The following is a 23,059-nucleotide window of genomic DNA, read 5'->3' as shown; positions in this document are numbered from 1 at the left end:
GGAATCGGCGAGACCCTGCGGATCTGGCGTAGGTCAGGTGCTGGCTACACCCGTGGTCCTACTGTCCCCTGGCGAAGATCAGACCAGGGCCGGAAGCGCGCGCCGCGGACCGTCGGCGACGATGGTGTGGTGACCCAGCCGCCCCAGAGCGCCGAGCCCGAGCACACCATCGAGCACACCGAACACACCGAACACACCGAACACACCGATGAGCACACCGATGTCCCGCCCGCGGGCGTGGTCGCCGCGACCGCGTTCGCGGTCCTGCTGGTGCTCGCAGGCGTGAACCCGTGGTGGATGCTCGCGCTGGCCGCCGCCGCGGCACCGCTCGGGCTGTCCCGCAGTGGTGCCCGGCTGGGCGTCCTCGCCATGGCTGTCGCGGCGGGCGCCGCTGCCGTCGCCGCCCTGGCCGGCTGGGCAGACCTGCGTGATGTGCTCGTCGCCACCGCACGCGGTGTCGTCACCGGCGTGCTGCCCTGGTCGGTGGCCATCGCGTGGCGCGCCCGCCGGGCCGGCGAGGCCGACGCGGCGATGGCGCTGATCCGGGACCAGGAAGCCCAGCAGATGCGTGCCGAGACCGACCTTGCCCGGCAGCGGCTGCACCTCGCCGAGAGCCTGCACGACGACCTGGGGCACGCTCTCAGCCTCGTCGCGGTCAACCTCGGCCGGTTGGAGCTGGAGCTGGAGGGGAACGCGACGACCCGGCACGGACCGGCGGCGGCCACGTCCGTCCGGGAGTCCGTGGGGCTCGCGCGGCGCCAGGTCTCCGATGCGGTCGCCCGCCTGGGCACCTCCGTCCAGACCCTTCGTACCGGCCTCGCTGACGGCGGTCCGTCAGCGACCGGTCAGGCAGACCTCGACGTGCTCGTGCGCGACGCGCGCCTCGCGGGCGCCGACGTCGAGGTCACGGGATCGCCCGGCGCCGAACGCCTGGCCGCCTTCGGCCCCGCCGTCGTGCGGGTGGTCCAGGAGGGACTGACGAACGCGCTCAAGCACGCCGCCGGTCAGCCGGTCCGCGTAGAGCTGGCGACCAGGACCGGACGGCTCGTCGTGACCGTGCACAACCCCCTGCCGGGCGCCGTCGCCGGGCCGGTGCCGGGCGGCGATCCGCCTGCTGCGGTCGGCGGCACGGGCCTCCGGTCGCTGGGCGAGCACGTGCGCACCGTGGGCGGATCCGTCCAGGCCGGCCCGCGCGACGGTGACTTCATCCTGCGTGCCGAGCTGCGCCCCATGTCGGACGATCCGGCGGGCACGACGATCAGCTCACCACCGCACGGACGCGACCCCGCCAGCGCTACGCCGCCCCGCGCTATGCCGACTCGCGGTGCGGCGACCCGGGACGCCAGTGTGGTGACCCACGGACTCAACCGCGCCCGCCGCCGGGGCGGAGCGCTGCTGCTGACGGCGGTGCTGGTGCCGACCGCCGCTCTCGTCGCGGTGGCGGCCGCCATCCAGCTCGCGGACCACCTCGATGCACGGCGCGCGCTGATCGAACCTGCGACCTTTGCCCGCATCTCCGTCGGCGACAGCCGCTCGCGCGTACAGCTACTGCTGCCTGCGGCCACCCTCGACCCGCCTCCGGGGGCCGACGCGTCGTGCGGCTACTACGCCGTCACGGTGGACTCGCTGGACGACGCGTCGGGCGACGCCTACCGGATCTGCTGGGCGGGCGACCGCGTCGCGTCGAAGGAGCTCCTGGTCGGGGGCGCGCGATGAGCGGCGGGCCCGGTCCCACCGCACCGACCCGGGTGGTCCTGGCCGACGACGAGCCCCTCGTCCGCGCGGGGATCGCCGGGATCCTGGAGACGGACGACGGCGTCCGCGTCGTGGCACAGGGGTCCTCGGGGGAAGAGGCCGTGGCGGCGGTCCGGGCGCACCGGCCCGATGTCGTACTGCTCGACGTGCGTATGGACGCCATGAACGGCCTGGAGGCCCTCGCCGAGATCCGCCGCACGGCCGGTCATCTGCCGTGCCTCATGGTCACCACGTTCGGTGAGGACGCCTACGTCGCGGAAGCGATCCGGCTGGGCGCCGACGGCTTCGTGCTGAAGTCGGGTGATCCGCGGGAGCTGCTGCTGGCGGTCCACGCGGCGGCGGCGGGCGGCGCCTACTTCTCGCCCGCGGTATCGCGACGGCTCCTGCAGACGGGGCTGGGCACGCGGTTCGTCGCACAGCAGGACGCCAGGGAGCGATTCGAGCGCCTCACCCGGCGGGAGCAGGAGGTTCTGGCCCTGGTGGGCGACGGTCTTGCCAACCCGGAGATCGCCGCGACCCTCCATCTCGCGGAGGGCACGGTCAAGGTGCACATCACCTCGATCCTGCGTACGACCGGGGCGCGCAACCGGGTCGAGGCCGCGCTGATCGCCGCGCAGGCGAGGACGGCGTTGCAGTAGCCCCTGGCCGCGCTGGCCGGTCAGGAGATCTCACCCTTCCCACCCTCGCCCCTTACGCCGTAAGGTTGCCTTACGCCGTAAGTCTCGCCGAGAGGGAAGCCATGAGCTCGTCCACGTTGCACCCCCGCACGGCCCGCACGACGGGCCTGCTCTACCTTGCGCTGGCCGTCGTCGCCGTCCCAGGGTTTCTGGTCATCCGCCCGATGCTGTTCGACCCGGACAGTGCGGCGGCAACGCTCGACCACCTGGTCGCGAACGAGGCGCTCGCCCGCCTGGGTATCGGTCTGGAGCTCGCGCTCGTCGCCGTCCAAGCCCTCGTCGGGCTGTGGTTCTACCGGCTGTTCCGGCGCGTCGACTCGTTCGCTGCCGGCTCGCTGGCCGCCTTCGGGCTGATGAACGCGGTGGCGTTCCTCGCCAGCGCGGCGTGCCTCGGCGCGGCGCTGGAGCTCGCCCTCGCACCGCCGTCCGCCGAGACCGCCGGTGGCGCCCAGCTCCTGTACGTCCTCGGCGGCAGCTTCTGGGGCGTCAGTGCCCTCTTCTTCGGGCTCTGGCTGGTCCCCATGGGGGTTCTCGCACTGCGGTCGGGCATGCCGCGGCCGCTCGGCTGGACCCTGGTGGCCGGCGGCGGCGCGTACGTGCTCAACGCCTTCGTCGCCTACCTCGCACCGGACGCCGAACAGATTGCCGCCGTGCTCCTGATCCCGGCGACAATCGGTGAGTTCTGGATGATCGGCTGGCTGCTGTGGCACTCGGCCCGAACGCGCCCGGCCCCGACCAACCCGGTCCCGGCGGGAGTCCGTCGAGGGTTGTAATGTTTACCGTACGTACGGTAAACATTGCCCATGAGGCCCAGTTCCCGCACCGAGATCCTGGACGCGGCCCTGCGCGTCGTCGACGCCGTGGACGGCGCCGACATCACCTATGAGTCGGTCGCCCGGCAGGCGGGCCTGACCAAGGCCGGGCTGATGTACCACTTCCCGTCGAAGGACGCGCTGATGGCGGGCATCATCGGGCACGTCATCGACCGGTGGCAGACCGAACTGTGCGAGGTGCTCGGCATCCCACCCGAGGAGTCGACGCTGGCCCAGCGAGTGCAGGCCTTCGTGCGCTTCGCGGGATCGGGCGAGGCGACCCAGGGCGAGTTCGCCGTCTTCGCCGAGGCGGTCCGGCGCCCTCAGCTGTCGGGCCCCTGGCTGGCCTGGTTGCGCGGCTGGTTCGCGTTCGGGGAGGGAGCGGACTCCGCCCCCCTCCTGCTCGTGTGGCTGGCCGCGCACGGCATGTGGATCACCGAGGCCACGGACATGCTCAGCGTGACGCCCGCACAGCGCGCGGCGGTGCTGGGCAAGCTGACCGAACTGATCGAGGAGACGTCCGTATGAGGCAGTGGCTCGTCCTGGCCGGCGCGATCGTCATGGAGGTCACCGCGACCCTCGCTCTGCGCGCGGCGATCGACAACCCGTGGTGGTGGGCTCTGGCCGCCCTCGGTTACGCCGGCGCCTTCGTGGCCCTGTCGCTGCTGCTCCGGCTCGGCGCACCGATCGGTGTCGTCTACGGCATCTGGGCCGCCGCCGGCGTCGCCCTGACCGCCGTCACGGCCTCGGCCATCTTCGGGGAACCGTTCACGCTCACGATCGCTATCGGGATCGCGCTGGTGATCGCGGGCATCGTCCTCGTGGAGACCGGGCACCACACGTCCGCCGCCAAGCCCGTCGGGGCAGCCCAAGCAGCCGAGGAGATCCGTTGACGTGGCTCATCCTGGCCGGCGCGGTCCTCACCGAGGTCGCCGCCACACTGTCCCTGCGCGCCTCCGAAGGCCTGCGCAAGAAGGTGTGGATCGCCCCGATCGTCATCGGGTACCTCACCGCGTTCGGGCTCCTGACCCTCACCCTGGCCAACGGCATGCCCGTCGGCATCGCGTACGGCATCTGGGCCGCCAGCGGAGTGGCCCTGACCGCGGTCGGGGCCCGCTTCTTCTTCAAGGAGACGCTCACGTGGCGGATGGCCGCAGGGATCGTCCTGATCGCGATCGGGGTGCTCGTGATCGAGCTCGGCTCCCAGACCCACTGACGACCGGGACGGAGATCTGACAGCCGCGGCCGCCCCGCTCTTCGGGGAGTCGGCACACCAAGAGGCCCGGAACCGCAGAATTCTGCGCTTCCGGGCCTCTGGTCAGCCGCTAGGTACGTGAGGAAACTCGTTGCTGGCACCAGGCGCGAAGCCGGCCAGCTTGCCGGTCGTGCCCAGGTGCCGAAGATCCCCCAGCGTTGGATCAGCTGTCGTCGCTCACGTTGCCCTCGCCGGGCGGCGTCATGTTCGCGTACTCCTCGATCCGGTCGATGAGACCGTCCTTGAAACCGAAGTACATCGCCACGGGCAGCTCGATGCCGGACCCGCCGGGCATGCTGATGTGCAGCACGTGCTGCTGGAGCACCTCGTCGGGCTTCTGGAACTGCCGGACGATGTCGTACCGCAGCGCGGCGCCGCCGCCCGTCATCTGCTTGAGCTGCTCGAGGTTCTCCTCGATCGTCTGCTCGCCCTTGCCGTCGTTGTGCCAGACGGTGGCTGTGTCCGCGCACATCGCACGCATGCTTGCGAAGTCGAACTTCTCCAGGTGCCGCAGGTACTGGACCGCCTTCTCCGTCAGCTCGGGTTCCATTGTTCCGTCCTGTCCTTTCTTGTCGGGCTCTGTCACCGTGCTCCCGCTCCTCTCGTCGAGGACGGGCGCACGTTCTCCGGCGTCGACGACAACCGGAAGATGGTTCGCTTCAAGCGGGATCGGGCAGGGGAACGCCGTGGAGAACACGTGGTGGGGCAGGATCACCTGGTTGAAGTCAACCCGGAAGGTGCTGCCCTCGTCCGGGGGGAGGATCAGCCATCGACCGATCTCGGGGGTGTCGGTGCCGCTGCTGGGATCGGTGAATACCGCCAGCCGCAGGCCGGGGACGGATTCCATCACCAGCAGGGTGTGCTCCTGGCCGCCGAGCTCGACGACCAGGTCGCCCGGGGCGGAGACCATCTCCTTGCTCCGCGGGCTGGTCAGCCGCCCCATCTCGACGGTACGGCCCGGCGTTGGCCGGTACTCGGCGTCGACGACCCAGCTCGGATCGTAGGGATAGGTCGCGATCTCACGCAGCCCCGTGAGAACCGGTGCGGACGGGTCCCAGACGACCATGCCGTAGGTTCCACCCCGTCCCTGGACGAAACACACCCGCCCGTCAGCGAGCTCCACCTGGCTGCCGGACTCCACGTCCACCGCACCGGTCACCGCCCGCCCGCCGATCGACACGCCGTCCGCAGCGGTGACGGTGAGAGTCAAGACCCCCGACGCGCTCACCTCCCATCGACCAGGCAGACCCGGAACCCCCGGTTCGGGATGCGAGACCATGGCCAGCTGGACGGTGCCCGCCTTCCCGCCCGGGCCGGCGACCTCCTCCCAACGGTTCTTCCGCCAGGTCGCGTACTCCACCGGCACACCCGGGTCGCCAGAGTCCTCAGTAGACATAGATCCTCCTGTTCCTGTTGACGCCCGGAACGAGCGCCTTCAGGTGCCACCGTGCGAGGACGCAACAGGATCTTGCAAACATTGTTGCCGTTCTGGCAAACTCCCTGCCATGAACGATGAGAAGGGCGGAGGCCTGGACGCCGTCGGGCCCCGGCTGCGCAACCTCCGCCATGAACGTGAGACCACGCTGGTCGAGCTGTCGGCCGCTACCGGCATCTCCGTCAGCACGCTGTCCCGGCTGGAGTCCGGCTCCCGGCGGCCGACCCTGGAACAACTGCTACCACTGGCGAGAGCCCACGGCGTCACGCTCGACGAGCTGGTCGACGCCCCCGCCACCGGTGATCCGCGTATTCACCTACGCCCCATCAGCTGCAGAGGGGGCATGACGGTCCTGCCGTTGACCCGGCGTCCCGGCGGCATCCAGGCCTACAAGTTCATCATTCCCGGAGGCCGCCCCTCGGATCAGCCCGCCCCCAAGACCCACGAGGGGTACGAATGGGCCTACGTCCTCAACGGACAGCTACGGCTCGTGCTCGGTGAACACGACCTGGTCCTCTCGCCCGGTGAAGCCGCCGAGTTCGACACCCGCACACCACACTGGTTCGGCGCCGCAACCAACCAGCCCGTGGAATACCTCTGCCTCATCGGACGACAGGGCGAGCGCGCGCACATCCGCGCCCGCACCACCTCGAGGAAATGATCTAGGTCACCAGCCGGGCGACCACGGCCTTCCCCCGTGACGTTTGCCAGAGCGGCAAACAGCTTTGGTGTTCTCCCGCGCGCCGAGCCAGTCTCGTGCATCGACCCAGGCCGCGGTGGCTTCGGGCATCACCAGAGGCAGGAGAACGCAACGATGAAGGTTGTCATCGTGGGTGGCGTGGCCGGTGGCATGTCAGCGGCCACACGGGTGCGCAGGCTCGTACCGGACGCCGAGATCATCGTGCTCGAACGAGGCGAACACGTCTCGTTCGCCAACTGCGGCCTGCCCTACTACATCGGCGGAACCATCGAACACCGATCGGCGCTGCTGCTGCAGACCCCCGAGAGCTTGCACGACAGATTCGCGCTCGATGTGCGGGTACGCCATGAAGTGCTGACGATCGACCGTGCCGCGCAGACGGTGCAAGTCCGAGACCACCGTGCCGGTGTCGACTACACGCAGGACTGGGACCACCTCGTGCTCAGCACCGGTGCCGCTCCGGTGGTCCCCTCCGTCCCTGGAGCGGAGCGAGCACTGACCTTACGAGATGTCGCCGACGCCGATGTCATCGCAGAGGCCGCGGCACGATCACGCACCGCCGTCGTGGCCGGCGCCGGCTTCATCGGGCTGGAGATGGCCGAGAACCTCCACACCCGGGGGCTGTCGGTCGCACTCGTCGAACTCTCCGGGCAGGTGCTACCGCCCTTGGACCCGGAGATGGCCCAGCCGGTGCTCGACCACCTGCGCACTCAGGGCGTCTCGGTGCACCTGGGCTCAGGAATCCAGCGCATCGACGCCACCACCGTGGTGCTGGACGACGGCTCGACCCTGCCTGCCGACCTGGTGATCATGGCCATCGGGGTGCGGCCGGACAGCCGCCTCGCCGCCGCGGCCGGTCTGACGACCGGCCCGGACGGCGGCGTCGTGGTGGACGCATCACTGCGCACCAGAGATCCCCGGATCCACGCGGTCGGCGACCTGGTCCAGAAGACCGACGCCGTGTCCGGCCAGGCGGGCCTTGTGCCACTGGCCGGTCCCGCCAACCGGCAGGGCAGGCTGGCCGCGGACGCGATCGCAGGCCGGGCGGTGCACGACGGGGACAGCCAGGGCACGGCCGTGATCAGCGTACTCGGCCTGACCGCGGCGGTGACCGGCTGGAACGAGAAGAGGCTGCGCGCGGCGGGACGCCGACACCGCATCGTCCACATTCATCCGCTCGCCCACGCCGGCTACTACCCCGGTGCCACTCCCCTCTCGATCAAGCTGCTCATCGATGCCCAGACCGACCAGATCCTGGGCGCGCAAGCCGTCGGTACCGAAGGCGTCGACAAACGCATAGACGTCCTCGCCACCGCCATGGCCGCCCGGATGCGCGCGTCGGACCTCCTGCGACTGGAGCTGGCATACGCCCCGCAGTACGGCACGGCCAAAGATCCCGTCAACATGCTCGGCTACCTGGCCGAGAACCTGGCCAACGGGACCACCGCGAACATCCAGTGGCACGAGGTCGAGGCGGCGCGAGCAGCTGGAGCGACCGTCGTGGACGTGCGCACCGCAGCCGAGTTCGCCGCAGAAGCGATCCCCGGTGCGATCAACCTCCCCTTGGACGAGCTCAGGCACCGGCTCGGCGAACTACCTCCTGGACGGCTGATCGTGCACTGCCAGGTGGGCCAACGCGCACACAGCGCGGTATGCCTCTTGCGCGGGCGGGGACGGGACGCGGTCAACCTGGACGGCGGCCTGCTGACGTGGCGGGCGGGCAACCTGGCGCGCGGGGAGCTGTGAACGCCAGATCCGGAAGGGGCACCGAGCCGCCTGCGAGATTTGCCGGACTGGCAAAGATCTTTGACGATCTTGCCGGTGCGGAGCCAGCCTTGTTCGTCAGAAGCAGGTCGCGTGCAACGTCGCTCTCGATCTCGTCCCACGCGCTGTACGAGAGGGCAAGCCCATGAGTGCCACGACTGACACGTCCGACCACCTGAGCGATCCACCGACCACTGCGGCCACATCCGACGGCGCACCGAGTGACACCTCCGTGCCGTCACGCACCGACAAGCTCGCCCCGGGCCATCTCCGCGTCATCGCGCTGCTCATGGCGAGCGCGTTCACCGTGATCCTCAACGAGACCACGATGTCCGTGGCGCTGCCGCCGATCATGGCCGACCTGGGTGTGACCGCCACGACGGGCCAGTGGCTCACCACGGCGTTCATGCTGACGATGGCCGTGGTCATCCCGGCGACGGGCTTCCTCATCAACAGGCTGGGCACGCGCGGCGCCTATCTGCTGGCGATGGCGCTGTTCACTGTTGGTACGGCGCTGGCGATGATCGCGCCGAACTTCGCGATCCTCGTCACCGGACGCGTGGTGCAGGCGACCGGTACGGCCATCATGACGCCGCTGCTCATGACGACCATCATGACCATCGTCCCGCCGCACAGGCGCGGCCGGATCATGGGCAACGTGACGCTGGTCATCGCGCTGGCGCCGGCGCTCGGCCCGACGCTGTCGGGTGCGGTCCTCGACCCCCTGGGCTGGCGCGGCGTGTTCGGCGTCGTCCTGCCGATCTCGGCGCTCGCCCTGATCGCCGGCATCCTGTGGATCCGCGACGTGTCCGACAAGGACGAGCACCACCTCGACCCGCTGTCACTGCTGCTCGCACTGGTCGCGTTCGGTGGTGTCGTGTGGGGCCTTTCCGGCCTGGGCGAGGCGGCGCAGCATGCCACGGCCATCAACCCGTGGATCCCGCTCGGTGTGGGCCTCGCGGTGCTCGGCCTGTTCATCTGGCGGCAGATCGCCCGGCAGCGCACCGACTCCGCACTGCTCGACCTGCGCACGTTCCTCGAGTCGAACTTTCGCGTCGCCGTCATCATCATGGCGGTCGCGATGATGGCGATGTTCGGCACCATGATCGTGCTGCCGCTGGTCCTGCAGGACGCCCTCGGCATGGCGCCGCTGACCGTCGGCCTGCTCATGCTGCCGGGAGGCGTCGCGATGGGTGTGCTCGGCCCGGTCGTCGGCCGCTGGTACGACAGGTTCGGTCCCCGGCCGATCATGATCCCCGCCACCGCGGTGGTCACGGTGGCGAGCGGTGCGTTCGCGTTCATCTCGCCGACGACGTCGATCTTCTACATCCTCGGCGCGCACATCCTGCTCATGGTCGGCCTCGCCTCCGTGTTCACGCCACTGTTCAGCGCCGCACTCGGGGTGCTCAAGCCGCAGCAGTACTCGCACGGTTCGGCCATCCTCAACACGGTGCAGCAGGTCGCGGGTGCCGCCGGTACCGCGCTCTTCATCGCGATCATGACCATCCGGGCGGCATCCCTGGAAGACGGCGGGTCGTCCGGCGCGGCAGCGATGGCCGAAGGCGCCGGTCTGGCGTTCGGGATCGGTGCCGGCGTCATGGCGCTGACCATCGGGCTCGCCACGATGATCAAGCGCCCGGAGAGCGACGGCGAGCTCCACGGCGGCCACTAGCCCGACCAGGCATGCCAGAGGCGAAATCCGCTGGCTGCACGCAAAGAGGCCCGGAACCGCAAGAATCTGCGGTTCCGGGCCTCTGATCAGCCGCTATGCGCGACGGGCTCCCGACGTGGTGTCAGAAGTCCCAGTCGTCGTCCTCGGTCTCGACCGCCTTGCCGATCACGTACGACGAGCCGGACCCCGAGAAGAAGTCGTGGTTCTCGTCCGCGTTCGGTGACAGCGCCGCGAGGATGGCCGGGTTGACGTCGGTGTCCTCCTTGGGGAACAACGCCTCGTAGCCCAGGTTCATCAGGGCCTTGTTGCCGTTGTACCGCAGGAACTTCTTGACGTCCTCGGTCAGCCCCAGCTCGCCGTAGAGCGAGTCGGTGTACTCGACCTCGTTCTCGTACAGCTCGAAGAGCAGGTCGAACGTGTACGCCTTGAGGTCGTCCTGCTCGGGCTGCGTGAGCTGCGCGAGGCCCTTCTGGTACTTGTAGCCGATGTAGTACCCGTGCACCGCCTCGTCCCGGATGATGAGGCGGATCAGGTCGGCCGTGTTCGTGAGCTTCGCCCGCGAGGACCAGTACATCGGCGCGTAGAAGCCGGAGTAGAACAGGAACGACTCGAGCATCGTCGAGGCGACCTTGCGCTTCAGCGGGTCGTCGCCCCGGTAGTAGTCGAGGACGATCTCCGCCTTCTTCTGCAGGTTCGCGTTGTTCTCGGACCACTCGAAGGCGTCGTCGATCTCCGGCGTGGACAGCAGCGTGGAGAAGATCGAGGAGTAGCTCTTCGCGTGCACGCTCTCCATGAAGGCGATGTTGGTGTACACCGCCTCCTCGTGCGGGGTGAGCGAGTCCGGGATCAGCGACACCGCTCCGACCGTGCCCTGGATGGTGTCCAGGAGGGTCAGTCCGGTGAACACCCGCGAGGTCATGGTCTTCTCGTGCTCCGAGAGGGTGTTCCACGACTGGATGTCGTTGGAGACCGGGACCTTCTCCGGCAGCCAGAAGTTACCGACGAGACGGTCCCAGACCTCGGCATCCTTCTCGTCCTCGAGGCGGTTCCAGTTGATCGCTGTCACGCGATCGATGAGCTTGAGCTTGCCGGTTGGCGACATGGGAGTTCCTTCAGGAGCAGCGGTACGGGCGAGACTGGCGGCAGGAACCGGTCAGAGCATGCAGGAGACGCAGCCCTCGATCTCGGTACCCTCCAGCGCCAGCTGACGCAGGCGGATGTAGTACAGGGTCTTGATGCCCTTGCGCCACGCGTAGATCTGCGCCTTGTTGACGTCGCGCGTGGTGGCGGTGTCCGGGAAGAACAGCGTAAGGCTCAGGCCCTGGTCCACGTGCTGCGTCGCCGCGGCATACGTGTCGATGATCTTCTCGTAGCCGATCTCGTACGCGTCCTGGTAGTAGTCCAGGTTGTCGTTGGTCATGTACGGCGCCGGGTAGTAGACGCGACCGAGCTTGCCTTCCTTGCGGATCTCGATCTTGGCAGGCACCGGGTGGATCGACGACGTCGAGTTGTTGATGTAGCTGATCGAACCCGTCGGCGGCACGGCCTGGAGGTTCTGGTTGTAGATGCCGTGCTCCATGACCGAGGCCCGCAGCTCGCGCCAGTCGTCCTGCGTCGGGATGGCAACACCGGCGTCGGCGAACAGCCGCGCGACGCGCTCCGTCGCCGGCTTCCACTCCTGCTCGACGTACTTGTCGAAGTACTCGCCGGTGGCGTACTTCGAGTCCTCGAACCCACCGAACTTCGTGCTCCGCTCGATCGACAGGCGGTTGGACGCCCTGATCGCGTGGTACGCGACGGTGTAGAAGTAGATGTTGGTGAAGTCGATGCCCTCTTCGGAGCCGTAGTAGATGCGCTCGCGGGCGAGGTAGCCGTGCAGGTTCATCTGGCCCAGGCCGATCGCGTGCCCGCTCTCGTTGGCGCGCTTGATCGACGGGACCGACTCGATCGACGTCTGGTCGCTCACCGCGGTCAGTGCGCGGATCGCGGTGTCGATCGTGCGGCCGAAGTCCGGCGAGTCCATCGCCTTGGCGATGTTCAGCGAGCCGAGGTTGCAGGAGATGTCCCGGCCGACCTCGCTGTACGAGAGGTCCTCGTTGAACGTCGACGGGGTCGACACCTGCAGGATCTCCGAGCACAGGTTGGAGTGCGTGATGCGGCCCTTGATCGGGTTGGCCGCGTTCACCGTGTCCTCGAACATGATGTACGGGTACCCGGACTCGAACTGCAGCTCCGCGAGCGTCTGGAAGAAGTCACGAGCGCTGATCGTGGTCTTGCGGATGCGGTCGTCGGCCACGAGCTCGTCGTACTTCTCCGAGATGGAGACGTCGGCGAACGGCACGCCGTAGATCCGCTCGACGTCGTACGGGCTGAACAGGTGCATGTCAGCGTTCTTCTTGGCCAGCTCGAACGTGATGTCCGGGATGACCACACCGAGCGAGAGCGTCTTGATGCGGATCTTCTCGTCCGCGTTCTCCCGCTTGGTGTCGAGGAACCGCATGATGTCGGGGTGGTGGGCGTGCAGGTACACGGCACCGGCACCCTGACGTGCGCCGAGCTGGTTCGCGTAGGAGAAGGAGTCCTCCAGCAGCTTCATCACGGGGATGACGCCGGACGACTGGTTCTCGATGTGCTTGATCGGCGCACCGTGCTCGCGGATGTTGCTCAGGAGCAGCGCCACGCCGCCGCCGCGCTTGGAGAGCTGCAGTGCGGAGTTGATGCTGCGCGCGATGGACTCCATGTTGTCCTCGATGCGCAGCAGGAAGCAGGACACGGGCTCGCCGCGCTGCGCCTTGCCGACGTTGAGGAAGGTCGGTGTCGCCGGCTGGAACCGTCCGGCGACGACCTCCTCGACGATGTCGCGCGCCGTCTGCTCGCTGCCGTCGGCCAGGCCGAGCGCGACCATGGCCACACGGTCCTCGAAGCGCTCCAGGTACTTCTTGCCGTCGAACGTCTTGAGCGTGTACGAGGTGTAGTACTTGAAGGCACCCAGGAACGTCTCGAAGCGGAACTTCTTCGAGTACGCGAGCTGGAACAGCTCCTTGACGAACTCCCCGGAGTACTTCGCGAGCACGGCCTGGTCGTAGTACTTGGCCTCGACGAGGTGCTCCAGCTTCGCCTCGAGCGACTCGAACTCGACGGTGTTCGGGTTGACGTGCTGCAGGAAGTACTGGCGAGCCGCCTCGCGGTCCTTCTCGAACTGGATCTTCCCGTCCGGCCCATACAGGTTCAGCATGGCGTTGAGCGAGTGGTAGTCCATCTGGAGGGGCTCCAGGGGGACCTCGCCCAGCCCTTCACCGTTCAGGCGGAGAGGCTCTGTGGTTGTTGCTGCCAAAATCGTCCCAATCCGTTGCGGACGCGCGTGACGTCCTGCGCAGTGCCCAAGAGTTCGAAGGCGTACAGGTACGGGACGTCGCACTTCGCAGCGATGATGTCCCCGGTAATGCAGTACGCAGCCCCGAAGTTGGTGTTCCCCGCAGCGATGACGCCGCGAATGAGCGACCGGTTGTGTTCGTCGTTGAGGAACTTCCTCACCTGCCGCGGGACGGCCCCGCCCTCGTTGCCGCCACCGTAGGTGGGGGCCATGAGGACGTAGGGCTCGTCCACGCGCAGGAAGCCGTCGGCCGGGCGCAGCGGGATCCGGTGCACCGACATCCCCAGCTCCTCGAGTCCAAGCTTCTCGACGAACCGGTGCGTGTACTCCGACACGCTGGAGAAGTAGACGAGAGAACCCACGTCACGCCTCCTTGCCGACGTTGCGGTAATTCAGGTCAGGCCGAGGCGGCCTGAAGCGCGGCGACCGCGCTGATCTGGTCGGGGCGAAAGCCCGACCAGTGGGTGTCACCGGCCACGACGACCGGCGCCTGGAGGTACCCGAGACCGCGAACCATCTCGAGCGCCTCAGCGTCCTGGGTGATGTCGACGACCGTGTACTCGACACCCTTACGATCCAGTGCCCGGTACGTCGCGTCGCACTGGACGCACGCCGGCTTGCTGTAGACCGTGACGCTCATGTCCGCCTCCTCTGACCTCGAAGGACACCTGTGAAGTTACGTTGGTGTGCTTTGTTTGCGGGTCTGCGTCTCCCGCTGCTTCAAACACTACACGTTGTGTCTGACATCTGCCTGGCTACGAGATGTAGTGGTTGAGGACGAACGACACCCCACGCCGGAACTGCTCGTGACGTCCATGGACCATGCTGCCACGAGCCTCCGACACCGCCTGGGAGGCGGCGTGCACGGCCTCCCGGGCGGCTTCCCGCACCTGTCGCCGGGGGCCTGGAAAGCGGCACCTCACGGGGCCTTCACGGCTCGAAAAGTGATCTCGGTCCGCGGCGTGTCGCGACCGTTCGGCGTGTCCCGCGAGCGCCGGCCGGTGCAGTGAATCGGGTCACAGCGGACCGGCGGGAGCCGGCCACGGCCGACCGGTCACGGCCGACCGGTCAGAGCGGGTACCAGCCGGTGGCGTCGTGCCCGCCGGGGATCTCCACGTCCGGGGCGTAAGGGCTCCGGGTGAGGCAGAAGGTGCCGACGTCCAGCGCCACGACCCGCCCGTCGCGCTCGACGGGCCGGAGCGTCTCCCCGTGCCAGTAACCGGCGGTCACACCGACCCATTCGCCGGGCGTGTCGCCCGGCGCGAACTCGGTACTGCGGCCGCCCGCCGCCCCGCTCAGCGCGAGCCGGCCGCCCTCGGCGCGCAGCGTGTACGGCGTGGGACCCCAGTACCAGGGCCCGGTCAGGTCCAGGACGCCCGCTCCGAGCCCCGGTGGCGCCGTCGGCGGGGCGCCGGGCACCCGGCCCGCAACTTCGCCGCTACGGCCGTACGGTGCCACACCCCGGCTCGCCCGCTCCGCGGTGGGCCGGTGCCCGACACCGGACGGCGTGCTCAGCAGTGCCGCGAGCAGGCCCGTCCCGTCGCCGAACCCGCCGGTGCTCGAGCCGATGACCGCTACGGCGTCGCCCGTCCCGGCGTCCACCCGCAGGTCGGCGGTGAAGCCCGGCACCGAACCGGAGTGGCCGACCGTGCGCACGGGCACGCCGCCCGTACCCGGGAGGTCCATCAGGTCCTTGCGGATCCGCACGCCGAGGCCGTAGGTACCGGTCCAGGCGGCGCCCGGCTCGTCCACGACCACGCGGGGCGCGGTCATCAGCCGGCGCGTGGCGGCCGGCAGGACGGCGTCGCCCGCCGCACCCAGGGTGTCGTGGCAGGCCAGCCACATGCCGAAGCGCACGAGGTCCGCCGGTGTGGACCACAGCTCGCCCGCCGGGCCCATGGCCAGGTACTCGGCGACGGGTTCGCGATGCACCAGGTCGGCGTGCGGGTGCACGGCATACCCCGCGACGTGGGGGCCCACGGGCGTGCGCCCGGTGGCGGTCATCCCGAGCGGGTCCCACAGCTCGTCGCGCAGCACCTCGTCCCAGGCCCGCCCGCGCGCCACCTCGACGAGCCGGCCGAGCACCGCGTAGCCCACGTTCGAGTAGTGGTACCGGATGCCGGGCGCGACCAGCCGGGGCAGGCGGGAGGCGACGATCTGCTCCCAGGTCGAGCCACCGGCCCGTTCCCACCAGGGGCCCGCCGGCTCGGCGGGCAGGCCGCTGGTATGGCTGAGGAGCTCGGCGATCGTGGCGTCCGCGGCGGGCGCGTCGGGCAGATGCGCACCGACCGGGTCGTGCAGCGCCACCTTGCCCTCCTCGACGAGCCGGAGGACCGCCACGGCGAGCATCGGCTTGGTGATGGACCCGATGCGGAAGGCGTGCTGCGGGGTCGGGCCGGCGTCCGCGAGGGCCGGGGCGCCGACCGCGCCGGCCCAGACCACGTCTCCCCCGCGGCCCACCGCCGCGGACAGGGCGGGCACCCGAGCGGCACCTCGCAGACCGCCGACCACACCGCTCAGGACCACACCCAGCACATCGTCCGACTCGCTCATCCCCCGAAGGTACCGAAGCACACGGACCCGGAAACACGAGTTCGGTCACCGGGCCCCGGCAGCCCAGCCAGGTCAGGCGGGCGACACGTCGTCCGTGGCCGGCAGGGTGTTCGTCGTCGCCAGGCGGCGGTACCAGTGCGCAGAGTCCTTCCAGATGCGCTCCAGCGTCTCGTAGTCGACGCGGATGATGCCGAACCGGCGGTCGTAGCCGTAGGCCCACTCGAAGTTGTCGAGCAGCGACCACGCGAAGTACCCCCGCACGTCCACGCCCTTGTCGCGGGCCTGGCCCAGGGCGTCGACGTGGTCGTGCAGGTAGGAGACCCGCTCCACGTCGTGCACGCGGGCGACGCCGTCCTCCGTCACCACGGTGTCCTCGAACGCGGCACCGTTCTCCGTGACCATCAGCGGCTGGTCCGGGTAGGAGTCGCGCAGCGAGACCAGCAGGTCCGTGAGACCCGCCGGCTCGATGTTCCAGCCCATGGCGGTGTACGGGCCGGGCTGCGGCAGGAACTCGACGTCGTCCGCCGCGATCCACGGCGTGCCCGCAGAGTTCTTGTGCCCGTCGGCCTGCTGCCGCTCGCCCTCGCCGGAGAAGTGCTTGACCCGCGCGGTCGAGTAGTAGTTGACGCCCAGCACGTCCAGCGGCTGCGCGATGTGCTCGAGATCGCCGTCCTGCACGAACGACCAGTCGGTGACCGAGGCCGTGTTCTCCAGGAGGTCCGCCGGGTACGCACCCTCGAGCACCGGGCCGAGGAAGGCCCGGTTGGCCAGCGCGTCGACCTTCCGGACGGCGCCGAGGTCGGCCTCGGACGACGGGTCGTCCGGCCGGAAGACGTGCAGGTTGAGCGTGATCGACGTCTTGGCGGAGTCGCCGAGCACCTCGCGGATCTGCTGGACGGCGAGGCCGTGCGCCAGGTTCAGGTGGTGCACCGCCTGCAGCGCGGCCAGGGGCTCCGTGCGGCCCGGCGCGTGGACGCCCGAGCCGTAGCCCAGGTACGCCGTGCACCACGGCTCGTTGAGGGTGGTCCAGACGTCGATGCGGTCGCCCAGCTCCTCCGCCATCCGCCGCGCGTAGCGGGCGAAGGCGTGGGCCGTCTCCCGGTTGGTCCAGCCGCCGGCGTCCTCCAGCTCCTGCGGGAGGTCCCAGTGGTAGAGCGTCACGACGGGCTTGACGCCCGCGGCGAGCAGGCCGTCCACGAGGTCCGAGTAGAACCTGATGCCCTCGGGGTTGAACTCGCCGGACCCGCCCGGCTGCACGCGCGACCACGAGATGGAGAACCGGTACGCACCCAGGCCCAGGTTCTTGATGTGCTCGACGTCCTCCTGCCACCGGTGGAAGTGGTCGTCGGCCACGTCACCCGTGTCCCCGTTCAGGGTCTTGCCGGGGGTGTGCGAGAACGTGTCCCAGATGGACGGGCCCCGCCCGCCCTCGGTCGCGCCGCCCTCGATCTGGTACGAAGCGGTCGCCGAGCCCCAGAGAAAGTCGCTGGGGAAACTCCGTGCACTCACAGTGTCACCTCTCCTGGGCCGGTGGCCCGAACGGTCCGTCCTTCATTCTCGACGCTCCAGTCGCCAGGAGCGTCGTCACTGGTCACCTGCACGACGCCGGAGACGCACCGCACGCGGAACGTCGCGGGCGCGCCCGTGCCTCCGGGGACCAGGACTTCTTCGTCGTACCCCTCGGGCAGACGGATGCAGCGTAACGTCACGCCCTCGGCCCACGCGTAGTCCGGCCGGTCATCTCGATCACCGACGGTCAGCACCGTGCCGGGCCGGACGAGCAGGGGCAGGGTGTCGAAGCCGTGCTCCTCCGCCACCCACCGCGGGCCGGTGACGACCGGTTCCTGCCCGGCACCGCTCACCTCCGGCAGCCGGGTCCACTCCCCCTCCGGCACGTAGTACTCCGCGCGGGACTCGTGGAAGACCGGCGCGACCAGCAGCGCCGGCCCCAGCATGTACTGGGTGTCGACGTTGGCGGCCGTCCGGTCCTCGGGGAACTGCAGCACCATGGGGCGCATGACGGGCACGCCCTCCTGCGCGGCCACGTGGCCGAGCCGGCCGAGGTACGGCATGAGCCGCAGCTTCAGCTTCGTGAACTTACGGGTGACGTCGACCGCCTCGTCGTCGAACGCCCACGGCACACGGTAGGAGCTGGACCCGTGCAGGCGGGAGTGCGACGACAGCAGGCCGAAGGCGGCCCAGCGCTTGAAGACCGCCGGATCGGGCGTGCCCTCGAAACCGCCGATGTCATGGCTCCAGTAGCCGAACCCGGACAGCGACAGCGACAGGCCACCGCGCAGGGACTCCGCCATGGAGACGAACGTGGACTCGCAGTCGCCGCCCCAGTGCACCGGGTAGGCCTGCGTACCGGCCGTCGCGGACCGCGCGAAGACGACCGCCTCGCCACGCCCGCGCTCCTCCTCCAGCAGCTCGAACACCAGCTTGTTGTAGAGGTGGGCGTAGTAGTTGTGCATGCGCTGCGGGTCGGACCCGTCGTGCCAGACGACGTCGGTGGGGATGCGCTCGCCGAAGTCGGTCTTGAAGCTGTCCACGCCCTGGCGCAGCAGCACCCGCAGCTTGTCCGTGTACCAGGTCGTGGCCTCGGGGTTGGTGAGGTCGACCAGCGCCATGCCGGCCTGCCACTTGTCCCACTGCCACACGTCGCCCTCGGCCGTGGTGACCAGGTAGCCCTTCTCCCGGCCCTCGCGGAACAGGTGGGAGCGCTGAGCGATGTACGGGTTGATCCACACGCAGACCTTCAGGTCGCGCTCGTGCAGCCGGGCGAGCATGCCCTCGGGGTCCGGGAACGTGGCCGGGTCCCACACGAAGTCGCACCAGTGGAACTGCCGCATCCAGAAGCAGTCGAAGTGGAACACCGACAGCGGGATGTCCCGCTCGGCCATGCCGTCGATGAAGCTGGTGACGGTCTCCTCGTCGTAGTTCGTGGTGAACGACGTCGAGAGCCACAGCCCGTACGACCAGGCGGGGACGACGGCGGGGCGGCCGGTCAGCGCCGTGTACCGCCGCAGGATCTCGGCGGGCGTGGGCCCGTGGATCACGTAGTACTGGAGCGACTGCCCCGGTACGGAGAACTGGGTGCGGCTGACCACCTCGGACCCCACCTCGAACGAGACCCGTTCGGGGTGGGCCACGAACACGCCGTAGCCCCGGTCGGTCAGATAGAACGGCACGTTCTTGTAGGCCTGCTCGCTCGCGGTGCCGCCGTCCTCGTTCCAGACGTCGACGCTCTGGCCGTTCTTCACGAACGCGCCGAACCGCTCCCCCAGACCGTAGACGTGCTCGCCCACGCCGAGCGCGAGCTGCTCGTGCACGAACTCGCCGTCGGGCGTGCTCGCGATCCCGATGCTCCGGTCCGACGACGAGGTGAGCACCGCGCCGTCGGCCACGAAGTCGACGTGCCACGGGCCGTCGGTGGAGACACGGGCCGTGAGGCCGCCCGAGGTGAGCTCGGCGGGCCCGGACTCGGGGACCACCACCTTGACCGCACCCGGCTCACGGTTGACCGCGAAATGCGGACCGGGGTCACGGCGGCCCTGGTGGTGCTCGATGCGTACGCCGATGACGTCGTCGGCCGGAGCGTCGAACGTGACCGTGACGACCGGGCGGTTCAGGGTGTCGCCGCGCCGCGTGATCTGCGCGGTGGGCGCGTACACGGTCAGCGTGTCGTCACCGGCCTCGACGGAGTCGATGTCCCGGGGGCGCAGCATCTCGACACCGGCGCGCAGCTGCCAGTAGCCGTCGGTGAATCTCATGGCTGGTGAAACCTCTCGGCGTGGTGGTGGGCAGGGCGGGGCGCGGTCACTTGACCGCCCCCGCCGTGACGCCCCGGGTCAGGGTGCGCTGGAAGATCAGGAAGAACACGACGGCCGGCACGAGGGAGACGAGCGAGCCCGCGTTGATCGTCGGCGCGTCCATCATGCGATCGCCCTGCAGCGACGCCAGGGCGATGGGGATGGTCTGGGTGTCGTTGCTGGTCAGCATGACCAGCGGGATGAAGAACTCGTTCCAGGTCCAGATGAAGAAGAAGATCATCAGGACCGAGAGCGTGGGCCGCACGATCGGGAACACGACCTGCCAGAGGATGCGCCACCGGCTCGCGCCGTCGAGCGCCGCGGCCTCCAGCAGCGCCGGCGGGAACGTGCCCAGCACCGAGGAGAGCAGGTAGGTGCCGAACGCCGACTGGATGACGGTGAAGATGATGATCACCGACCACTGCGAGTTGGAGAGCCCCACCGACTGCGCCATGGTGAACAGCGGGTAGATCAGGGCCTCCTGCGGCAGCATGTTCGCCAGCAGGAACAGCGCGACGATCCACAGCCGCCCCTTCACCCGGCCGATGCCGATCGCGTAGGCGTTGAACAGCGACAGCAGTGCGCCGAGCACGGCCACGACCGCCGAGATGAATATCGAGTTCCAGAGCTTCACGGGGAACTCGGTGCGCTCCCAGAACGCCACCACCCCGTCGAGGTAGAGACCGGACGGCAGGGCCAGGGGCCCGTTCGCCGCGTAGTCCTGCGGCGACTTGAACGCGTTGAGCAGCATGATCCCGAACGGTGCGAGGACCGCGAGGCCCACGAGCACCGCCGCGGCCAGCACGAGCCACCGGCCGGGTCCACGCCGGTACCGGGAGTCGACGGCGGTGCTGCGCACCTGAGCCGGTCGTGTGGTCGGTCGTGCGTCTGTGGCGACAGCCATGTCAGATCCCCTCCCGCTCTCGTCGTTCCGCACGGCCCTGCAGGCCGAGGATGATCACGGCCACCACGACGATCACGAGCGTGAGCACCGTGGCGATCGCCGCGCCGTAGCCCACCTGGGACTTGTCGAAGAAGCTCAGGTACGAGTAGTAGCTCGGCACCAGGGTCGAGCTCTCGGGCCCGCCGCGCGTCAGCACGTAGATGGGCCCGAACACCTTGAGCGCCGCCACGGTGCAGGTCAGGGTGACCACGAAGATCTCCGGCCGGATCTGGGGCACCGTGATGGCCCGGAACCGGTCCCACCACCCGGCCCCGTCGAGCTCTGCCGCCTCGTAGAGCTCCGGGTCCACCCGCTGCAGGGCAGCCATGAAGATGACCACCGGGTAGCCCATCTGGACCCAGATCAGCACGAGCATCACCGACGGCAGCGCCGTGGTGGGATCACCGAGCCAGTTGGGCGGCGTCTCGATGCCGATCCCACGCAGGATCTCGTTGAGCGCGCCGGTCTGGGAGTTGAGGATCCAGTTCCACAGCACGCCCGCCACGGCGACGGGCAGGATCTGGGGCAGGTAGTAGGTGGCACGCAGCACCGACGAGACACGCGCACCGAACCGCCGGCCGAGGTAGTCGAACAGGACCGCGGCGAGCACGAGTCCGAGGACCGTCGGCACCACGACCATCGCCACGATCATCGCCGCCGAGTTGGCGAACGACGTCCAGAACTTGTCGTCGCCCATCAGGTCCACGTAGTTGCCCAGCCCGTTCCAGCGCAGCGGCGCCATGCCGCCGCGCCACTTGAACAGGCTGAAGTACACGTTCGTCACGAGCGGGTACCCGATCACCACGAGGAACGCGATCCCGCCGGGCAGCAGGTACGGCAGGTACCCCACCCACGCGGCCCGACGGCGGCGGCGGGTCCCGGACGCGGTCCGCGGGCGCTCGACCGCCCGCAGACGCTCTTCGGTCAGGGTGTCGTCAGCCATCGAGCAGGTCGGCCTTGCCCTCGTCGTACGAGCTCTGGAGCCCGTCCAGCACCTCGTCCGGCGTCTTGGAGCGGTTGACCAGGGACTGCAGCTCGCTGACGATCACGTCGTAGTAGCCGGCCACCGGCCAGTCCGGGTAGAACGCCAGGCCGTCCTCGTCGAGGATCGCCTGGAAGTTCTCGGTCAGCTCCCGCGTACGCTCGTCCTCGATGACCGAGGCGTCGCCCGCCACCGGCAGGCCACCCTCGGCGGCGAGGATGTTCTGGACCTCCGGCCGCAGCGTGATGTCGATGAACTCCTCGGCGAGGCTCGTCGAGTCCGCGTTCGCCGGGACGACCCACAGGTTGCCCGACGAGCCCGTGTGCAGGGTGTTGCCCGGGAAGTTGAACTGCCCCCAGTCCGCCTCGACCTCGGTGGCGAGGCGGCCGAACCACCAGGACCCGCTGACCATGAGCGGGTACGTGCCGTCGATGAACGAGACACCCATGTCCTCGGCGGTCAGTGCCGCCGAGTCGGAGGCGATGTAGCCCTTCTCGATCCACTCGTCGAGCGTCTCGGTGGCCTGGGTCATCGCGTCGTTGTGGAAGTCGACGTCGTTCGCGAAGAGCTGGTAGTCGTCCACGAGGGCGCGGTCGCCGTACGCGAGCACCAGCTCGTACCAGAGCTGGCCGAGCGGGTACTCGGCACCGGCCTCGGCCAGCGGCGTGATGCCCTCCTTCTGGAAGGCGGCCAGCACGTCCTCGAACTCCTCGAGGGTGGTCGGCACCTCGAGACCGTGCTCGGCGAACATGTCCTTGTTGTAGTAGACGCCGACGAACTCCCCGTAGTTCGGCACCCCGTACCACTCGCCGGAGCCCATGAGCCCCTGCTCGTCGTACGTCGCGGTGGTCGCCAGCGACCCGGTCAGCTTCTCGTCCCAGCCGCGCTCGGTCGCGGCGTCGGTCAGCGGGGTCAGCAGACCCTGCGCCGCGAGCTGGCCAGCCGTCGCGTTGCCCTTGTTGAACTCCATGACGTCGGGCACGTCGTCGCCCGTGAGCACGATCTTGGCGTTCTTCTGGATCTGCTCGAACGTCTGCTTCTCGACGTCGACCGTGACGTCCGGGTTCTCCTCCTCGAAGATCGTGATGGCCTCGGCCCAGGCCTTGCCCATCGCCGAGTCCTCGTTCTCGTAGTGCCAGATCGTCAGCGTGCTGTCGTCGGTGTCGCCCCCGCCGGCGCCGGCGCTCTGGCCGGTGCAGCCGGTCAGGGCCAGGGCGCCGGCCATCGCGGCCGCCACGGCAGTCATCGTCCGCTGGTGCTTCATCGCATCTCCTTGGTTCGCCGTTCGTAGAGCTTGGTTCGCAGTTCGCGAGCCCGAGACTCAGT

20 protein-coding genes are annotated in these 23,059 nt (G+C 69.2%); 9 read left to right on the top strand and 11 right to left on the bottom strand.

Annotated elements, in window-relative coordinates:
* The first annotated feature begins 129 nt into the window (after positions 1 to 129).
* From ACFSL2_RS22120 to ACFSL2_RS22095, 6 genes are all read left to right on the top strand, one after another.
* On the top strand, positions 130 to 1,716 hold the full coding sequence (locus tag ACFSL2_RS22120; RefSeq protein ID WP_377199908.1) for a sensor histidine kinase: 1,587 nt from the start codon (positions 130 to 132) through the stop codon (positions 1,714 to 1,716).
* A complete protein-coding gene (locus ACFSL2_RS22115) occupies positions 1,713 to 2,393 on the top strand; it encodes a response regulator (RefSeq protein WP_377199907.1) in 681 nt (226 codons plus the stop codon). Before ACFSL2_RS22120 ends, ACFSL2_RS22115 begins: the two co-directional genes overlap by 4 nt.
* Positions 2,394 to 2,494: 101 nt before the next feature.
* Positions 2,495 to 3,205 (top strand): DUF4386 domain-containing protein, encoded by a 711-nt coding sequence (locus ACFSL2_RS22110; protein ID WP_377199906.1) that lies wholly within the window; start codon positions 2,495 to 2,497, stop codon positions 3,203 to 3,205.
* 30 nt (positions 3,206 to 3,235) lie between these two features.
* Complete coding sequence (locus ACFSL2_RS22105) at positions 3,236 to 3,772, top strand: TetR/AcrR family transcriptional regulator (protein WP_377199905.1); 537 nt, start codon at positions 3,236 to 3,238, stop codon at positions 3,770 to 3,772.
* Positions 3,769 to 4,137 carry a DMT family transporter gene (locus tag ACFSL2_RS22100; RefSeq protein WP_377199904.1) on the top strand — a complete coding sequence of 123 codons (369 nt, stop codon included), beginning with the start codon at positions 3,769 to 3,771 and terminating at the stop codon, positions 4,135 to 4,137. The genes ACFSL2_RS22105 and ACFSL2_RS22100 overlap by 4 nt, the downstream gene beginning before the upstream one ends.
* A complete protein-coding gene (locus ACFSL2_RS22095) occupies positions 4,134 to 4,460 on the top strand; it encodes a DMT family transporter (protein WP_377199903.1) in 327 nt (108 codons plus the stop codon). Before ACFSL2_RS22100 ends, ACFSL2_RS22095 begins: the two co-directional genes overlap by 4 nt.
* Positions 4,461 to 4,662: 202 nt before the next feature.
* Here the strand turns inward: ACFSL2_RS22095 and ACFSL2_RS22090 are convergent, their stop codons facing one another.
* Entirely contained in the window at positions 4,663 to 5,895 is a 1,233-nt protein-coding gene (locus ACFSL2_RS22090; RefSeq protein WP_377199902.1) for a DUF1684 domain-containing protein, read from the bottom strand.
* A gap of 109 nt (positions 5,896 to 6,004) precedes the next feature.
* Between ACFSL2_RS22090 and ACFSL2_RS22085 the strand changes: the two genes are divergently transcribed.
* The 3 genes from ACFSL2_RS22085 to ACFSL2_RS22075 all read left to right on the top strand — a co-directional run bounded on the left by ACFSL2_RS22085 (position 6,005) and on the right by ACFSL2_RS22075 (position 10,070).
* Positions 6,005 to 6,595, top strand: coding sequence for a helix-turn-helix domain-containing protein (locus ACFSL2_RS22085; RefSeq protein ID WP_377199901.1), 591 nt, complete (start codon positions 6,005 to 6,007; stop codon positions 6,593 to 6,595).
* A gap of 153 nt (positions 6,596 to 6,748) precedes the next feature.
* Positions 6,749 to 8,380 carry an FAD-dependent oxidoreductase gene (locus tag ACFSL2_RS22080; protein WP_377199900.1) on the top strand — a complete coding sequence of 544 codons (1,632 nt, stop codon included), beginning with the start codon at positions 6,749 to 6,751 and terminating at the stop codon, positions 8,378 to 8,380.
* Positions 8,381 to 8,543: 163 nt separating this feature from the next.
* Entirely contained in the window at positions 8,544 to 10,070 is a 1,527-nt protein-coding gene (locus ACFSL2_RS22075) for an MDR family MFS transporter (RefSeq protein WP_377199899.1), read from the top strand.
* 121 nt (positions 10,071 to 10,191) lie between these two features.
* Here the strand turns inward: ACFSL2_RS22075 and nrdF are convergent, their stop codons facing one another.
* The 10 genes from nrdF to ACFSL2_RS22025 all read right to left on the bottom strand — a co-directional run bounded on the left by nrdF (position 10,192) and on the right by ACFSL2_RS22025 (position 22,997).
* Positions 10,192 to 11,172 (bottom strand): class 1b ribonucleoside-diphosphate reductase subunit beta, encoded by a 981-nt coding sequence (gene nrdF, locus ACFSL2_RS22070; protein WP_377199898.1) that lies wholly within the window; start codon positions 11,170 to 11,172, stop codon positions 10,192 to 10,194.
* Between the two features lie 51 nt (positions 11,173 to 11,223).
* Positions 11,224 to 13,329, bottom strand: coding sequence for a class 1b ribonucleoside-diphosphate reductase subunit alpha (gene nrdE, locus ACFSL2_RS22065; RefSeq protein ID WP_377199897.1), 2,106 nt, complete (start codon positions 13,327 to 13,329; stop codon positions 11,224 to 11,226).
* Between the two features lie 41 nt (positions 13,330 to 13,370).
* Complete coding sequence (nrdI, locus tag ACFSL2_RS22060) at positions 13,371 to 13,805, bottom strand: class Ib ribonucleoside-diphosphate reductase assembly flavoprotein NrdI (RefSeq protein ID WP_377199896.1); 435 nt, start codon at positions 13,803 to 13,805, stop codon at positions 13,371 to 13,373.
* Between the two features lie 35 nt (positions 13,806 to 13,840).
* A complete protein-coding gene (gene nrdH / locus ACFSL2_RS22055; RefSeq protein WP_020017613.1) occupies positions 13,841 to 14,083 on the bottom strand; it encodes a glutaredoxin-like protein NrdH in 243 nt (80 codons plus the stop codon).
* Between the two features lie 428 nt (positions 14,084 to 14,511).
* Complete coding sequence (locus tag ACFSL2_RS22050) at positions 14,512 to 15,996, bottom strand: serine hydrolase domain-containing protein (RefSeq protein ID WP_377199895.1); 1,485 nt, start codon at positions 15,994 to 15,996, stop codon at positions 14,512 to 14,514.
* A 72-nt stretch (positions 15,997 to 16,068) separates the two neighbouring features.
* Positions 16,069 to 17,505 carry a GH1 family beta-glucosidase gene (locus tag ACFSL2_RS22045; protein WP_377199894.1) on the bottom strand — a complete coding sequence of 479 codons (1,437 nt, stop codon included), beginning with the start codon at positions 17,503 to 17,505 and terminating at the stop codon, positions 16,069 to 16,071.
* Positions 17,502 to 19,769, bottom strand: coding sequence for an alpha-xylosidase (yicI, locus tag ACFSL2_RS22040; RefSeq protein WP_377199893.1), 2,268 nt, complete (start codon positions 19,767 to 19,769; stop codon positions 17,502 to 17,504). The genes ACFSL2_RS22045 and yicI overlap by 4 nt, the downstream gene beginning before the upstream one ends.
* Before the next feature lie 46 nt (positions 19,770 to 19,815).
* The gene (locus tag ACFSL2_RS22035) at positions 19,816 to 20,712 is read right to left on the bottom strand and encodes a carbohydrate ABC transporter permease (RefSeq protein WP_377199892.1); all 897 of its coding nucleotides are present in this window, start codon (positions 20,710 to 20,712) and stop codon (positions 19,816 to 19,818) included.
* 1 nt (position 20,713) lies between these two features.
* Positions 20,714 to 21,694, bottom strand: a complete 981-nt coding sequence (locus ACFSL2_RS22030; RefSeq protein WP_377199891.1) for a carbohydrate ABC transporter permease — start codon at positions 21,692 to 21,694, stop codon at positions 20,714 to 20,716.
* Positions 21,687 to 22,997, bottom strand: coding sequence for an ABC transporter substrate-binding protein (locus ACFSL2_RS22025; protein WP_377199890.1), 1,311 nt, complete (start codon positions 22,995 to 22,997; stop codon positions 21,687 to 21,689). The genes ACFSL2_RS22030 and ACFSL2_RS22025 overlap by 8 nt, the downstream gene beginning before the upstream one ends.
* Positions 22,998 to 23,059 lie beyond the last annotated feature (62 nt).

Source organism: Promicromonospora aerolata, assembly GCF_042682255.1.
Lineage (GTDB): Bacteria > Actinomycetota > Actinomycetes > Actinomycetales > Cellulomonadaceae > Promicromonospora > Promicromonospora aerolata.
This window is presented reverse-complemented; position numbering and strand designations above follow the sequence as displayed.

Coding starts and splice junctions, on each gene's coding strand:
- ACFSL2_RS22115 (WP_377199907.1), top strand. CDS start 1,713: ATGAGCGGCGGGCCCGGTCCCACCGCACCGACCCGGGTGGTCCTGGCC.
- ACFSL2_RS22110 (WP_377199906.1), top strand. CDS start 2,495: ATGAGCTCGTCCACGTTGCACCCCCGCACGGCCCGCACGACGGGCCTG.
- ACFSL2_RS22105 (WP_377199905.1), top strand. CDS start 3,236: ATGAGGCCCAGTTCCCGCACCGAGATCCTGGACGCGGCCCTGCGCGTC.
- ACFSL2_RS22100 (WP_377199904.1), top strand. CDS start 3,769: ATGAGGCAGTGGCTCGTCCTGGCCGGCGCGATCGTCATGGAGGTCACC.
- ACFSL2_RS22090 (WP_377199902.1), bottom strand. CDS start 5,895: ATGTCTACTGAGGACTCTGGCGACCCGGGTGTGCCGGTGGAGTACGCG.
- ACFSL2_RS22085 (WP_377199901.1), top strand. CDS start 6,005: ATGAACGATGAGAAGGGCGGAGGCCTGGACGCCGTCGGGCCCCGGCTG.
- ACFSL2_RS22080 (WP_377199900.1), top strand. CDS start 6,749: ATGAAGGTTGTCATCGTGGGTGGCGTGGCCGGTGGCATGTCAGCGGCC.
- ACFSL2_RS22075 (WP_377199899.1), top strand. CDS start 8,544: ATGAGTGCCACGACTGACACGTCCGACCACCTGAGCGATCCACCGACC.
- nrdF (WP_377199898.1), bottom strand. CDS start 11,172: ATGTCGCCAACCGGCAAGCTCAAGCTCATCGATCGCGTGACAGCGATC.
- nrdE (WP_377199897.1), bottom strand. CDS start 13,329: ATGGACTACCACTCGCTCAACGCCATGCTGAACCTGTATGGGCCGGAC.
- nrdH (WP_020017613.1), bottom strand. CDS start 14,083: ATGAGCGTCACGGTCTACAGCAAGCCGGCGTGCGTCCAGTGCGACGCG.
- ACFSL2_RS22050 (WP_377199895.1), bottom strand. CDS start 15,996: ATGAGCGAGTCGGACGATGTGCTGGGTGTGGTCCTGAGCGGTGTGGTC.
- yicI (WP_377199893.1), bottom strand. CDS start 19,769: ATGAGATTCACCGACGGCTACTGGCAGCTGCGCGCCGGTGTCGAGATG.
- ACFSL2_RS22035 (WP_377199892.1), bottom strand. CDS start 20,712: ATGGCTGTCGCCACAGACGCACGACCGACCACACGACCGGCTCAGGTG.
- ACFSL2_RS22030 (WP_377199891.1), bottom strand. CDS start 21,694: ATGGCTGACGACACCCTGACCGAAGAGCGTCTGCGGGCGGTCGAGCGC.
- ACFSL2_RS22025 (WP_377199890.1), bottom strand. CDS start 22,997: ATGAAGCACCAGCGGACGATGACTGCCGTGGCGGCCGCGATGGCCGGC.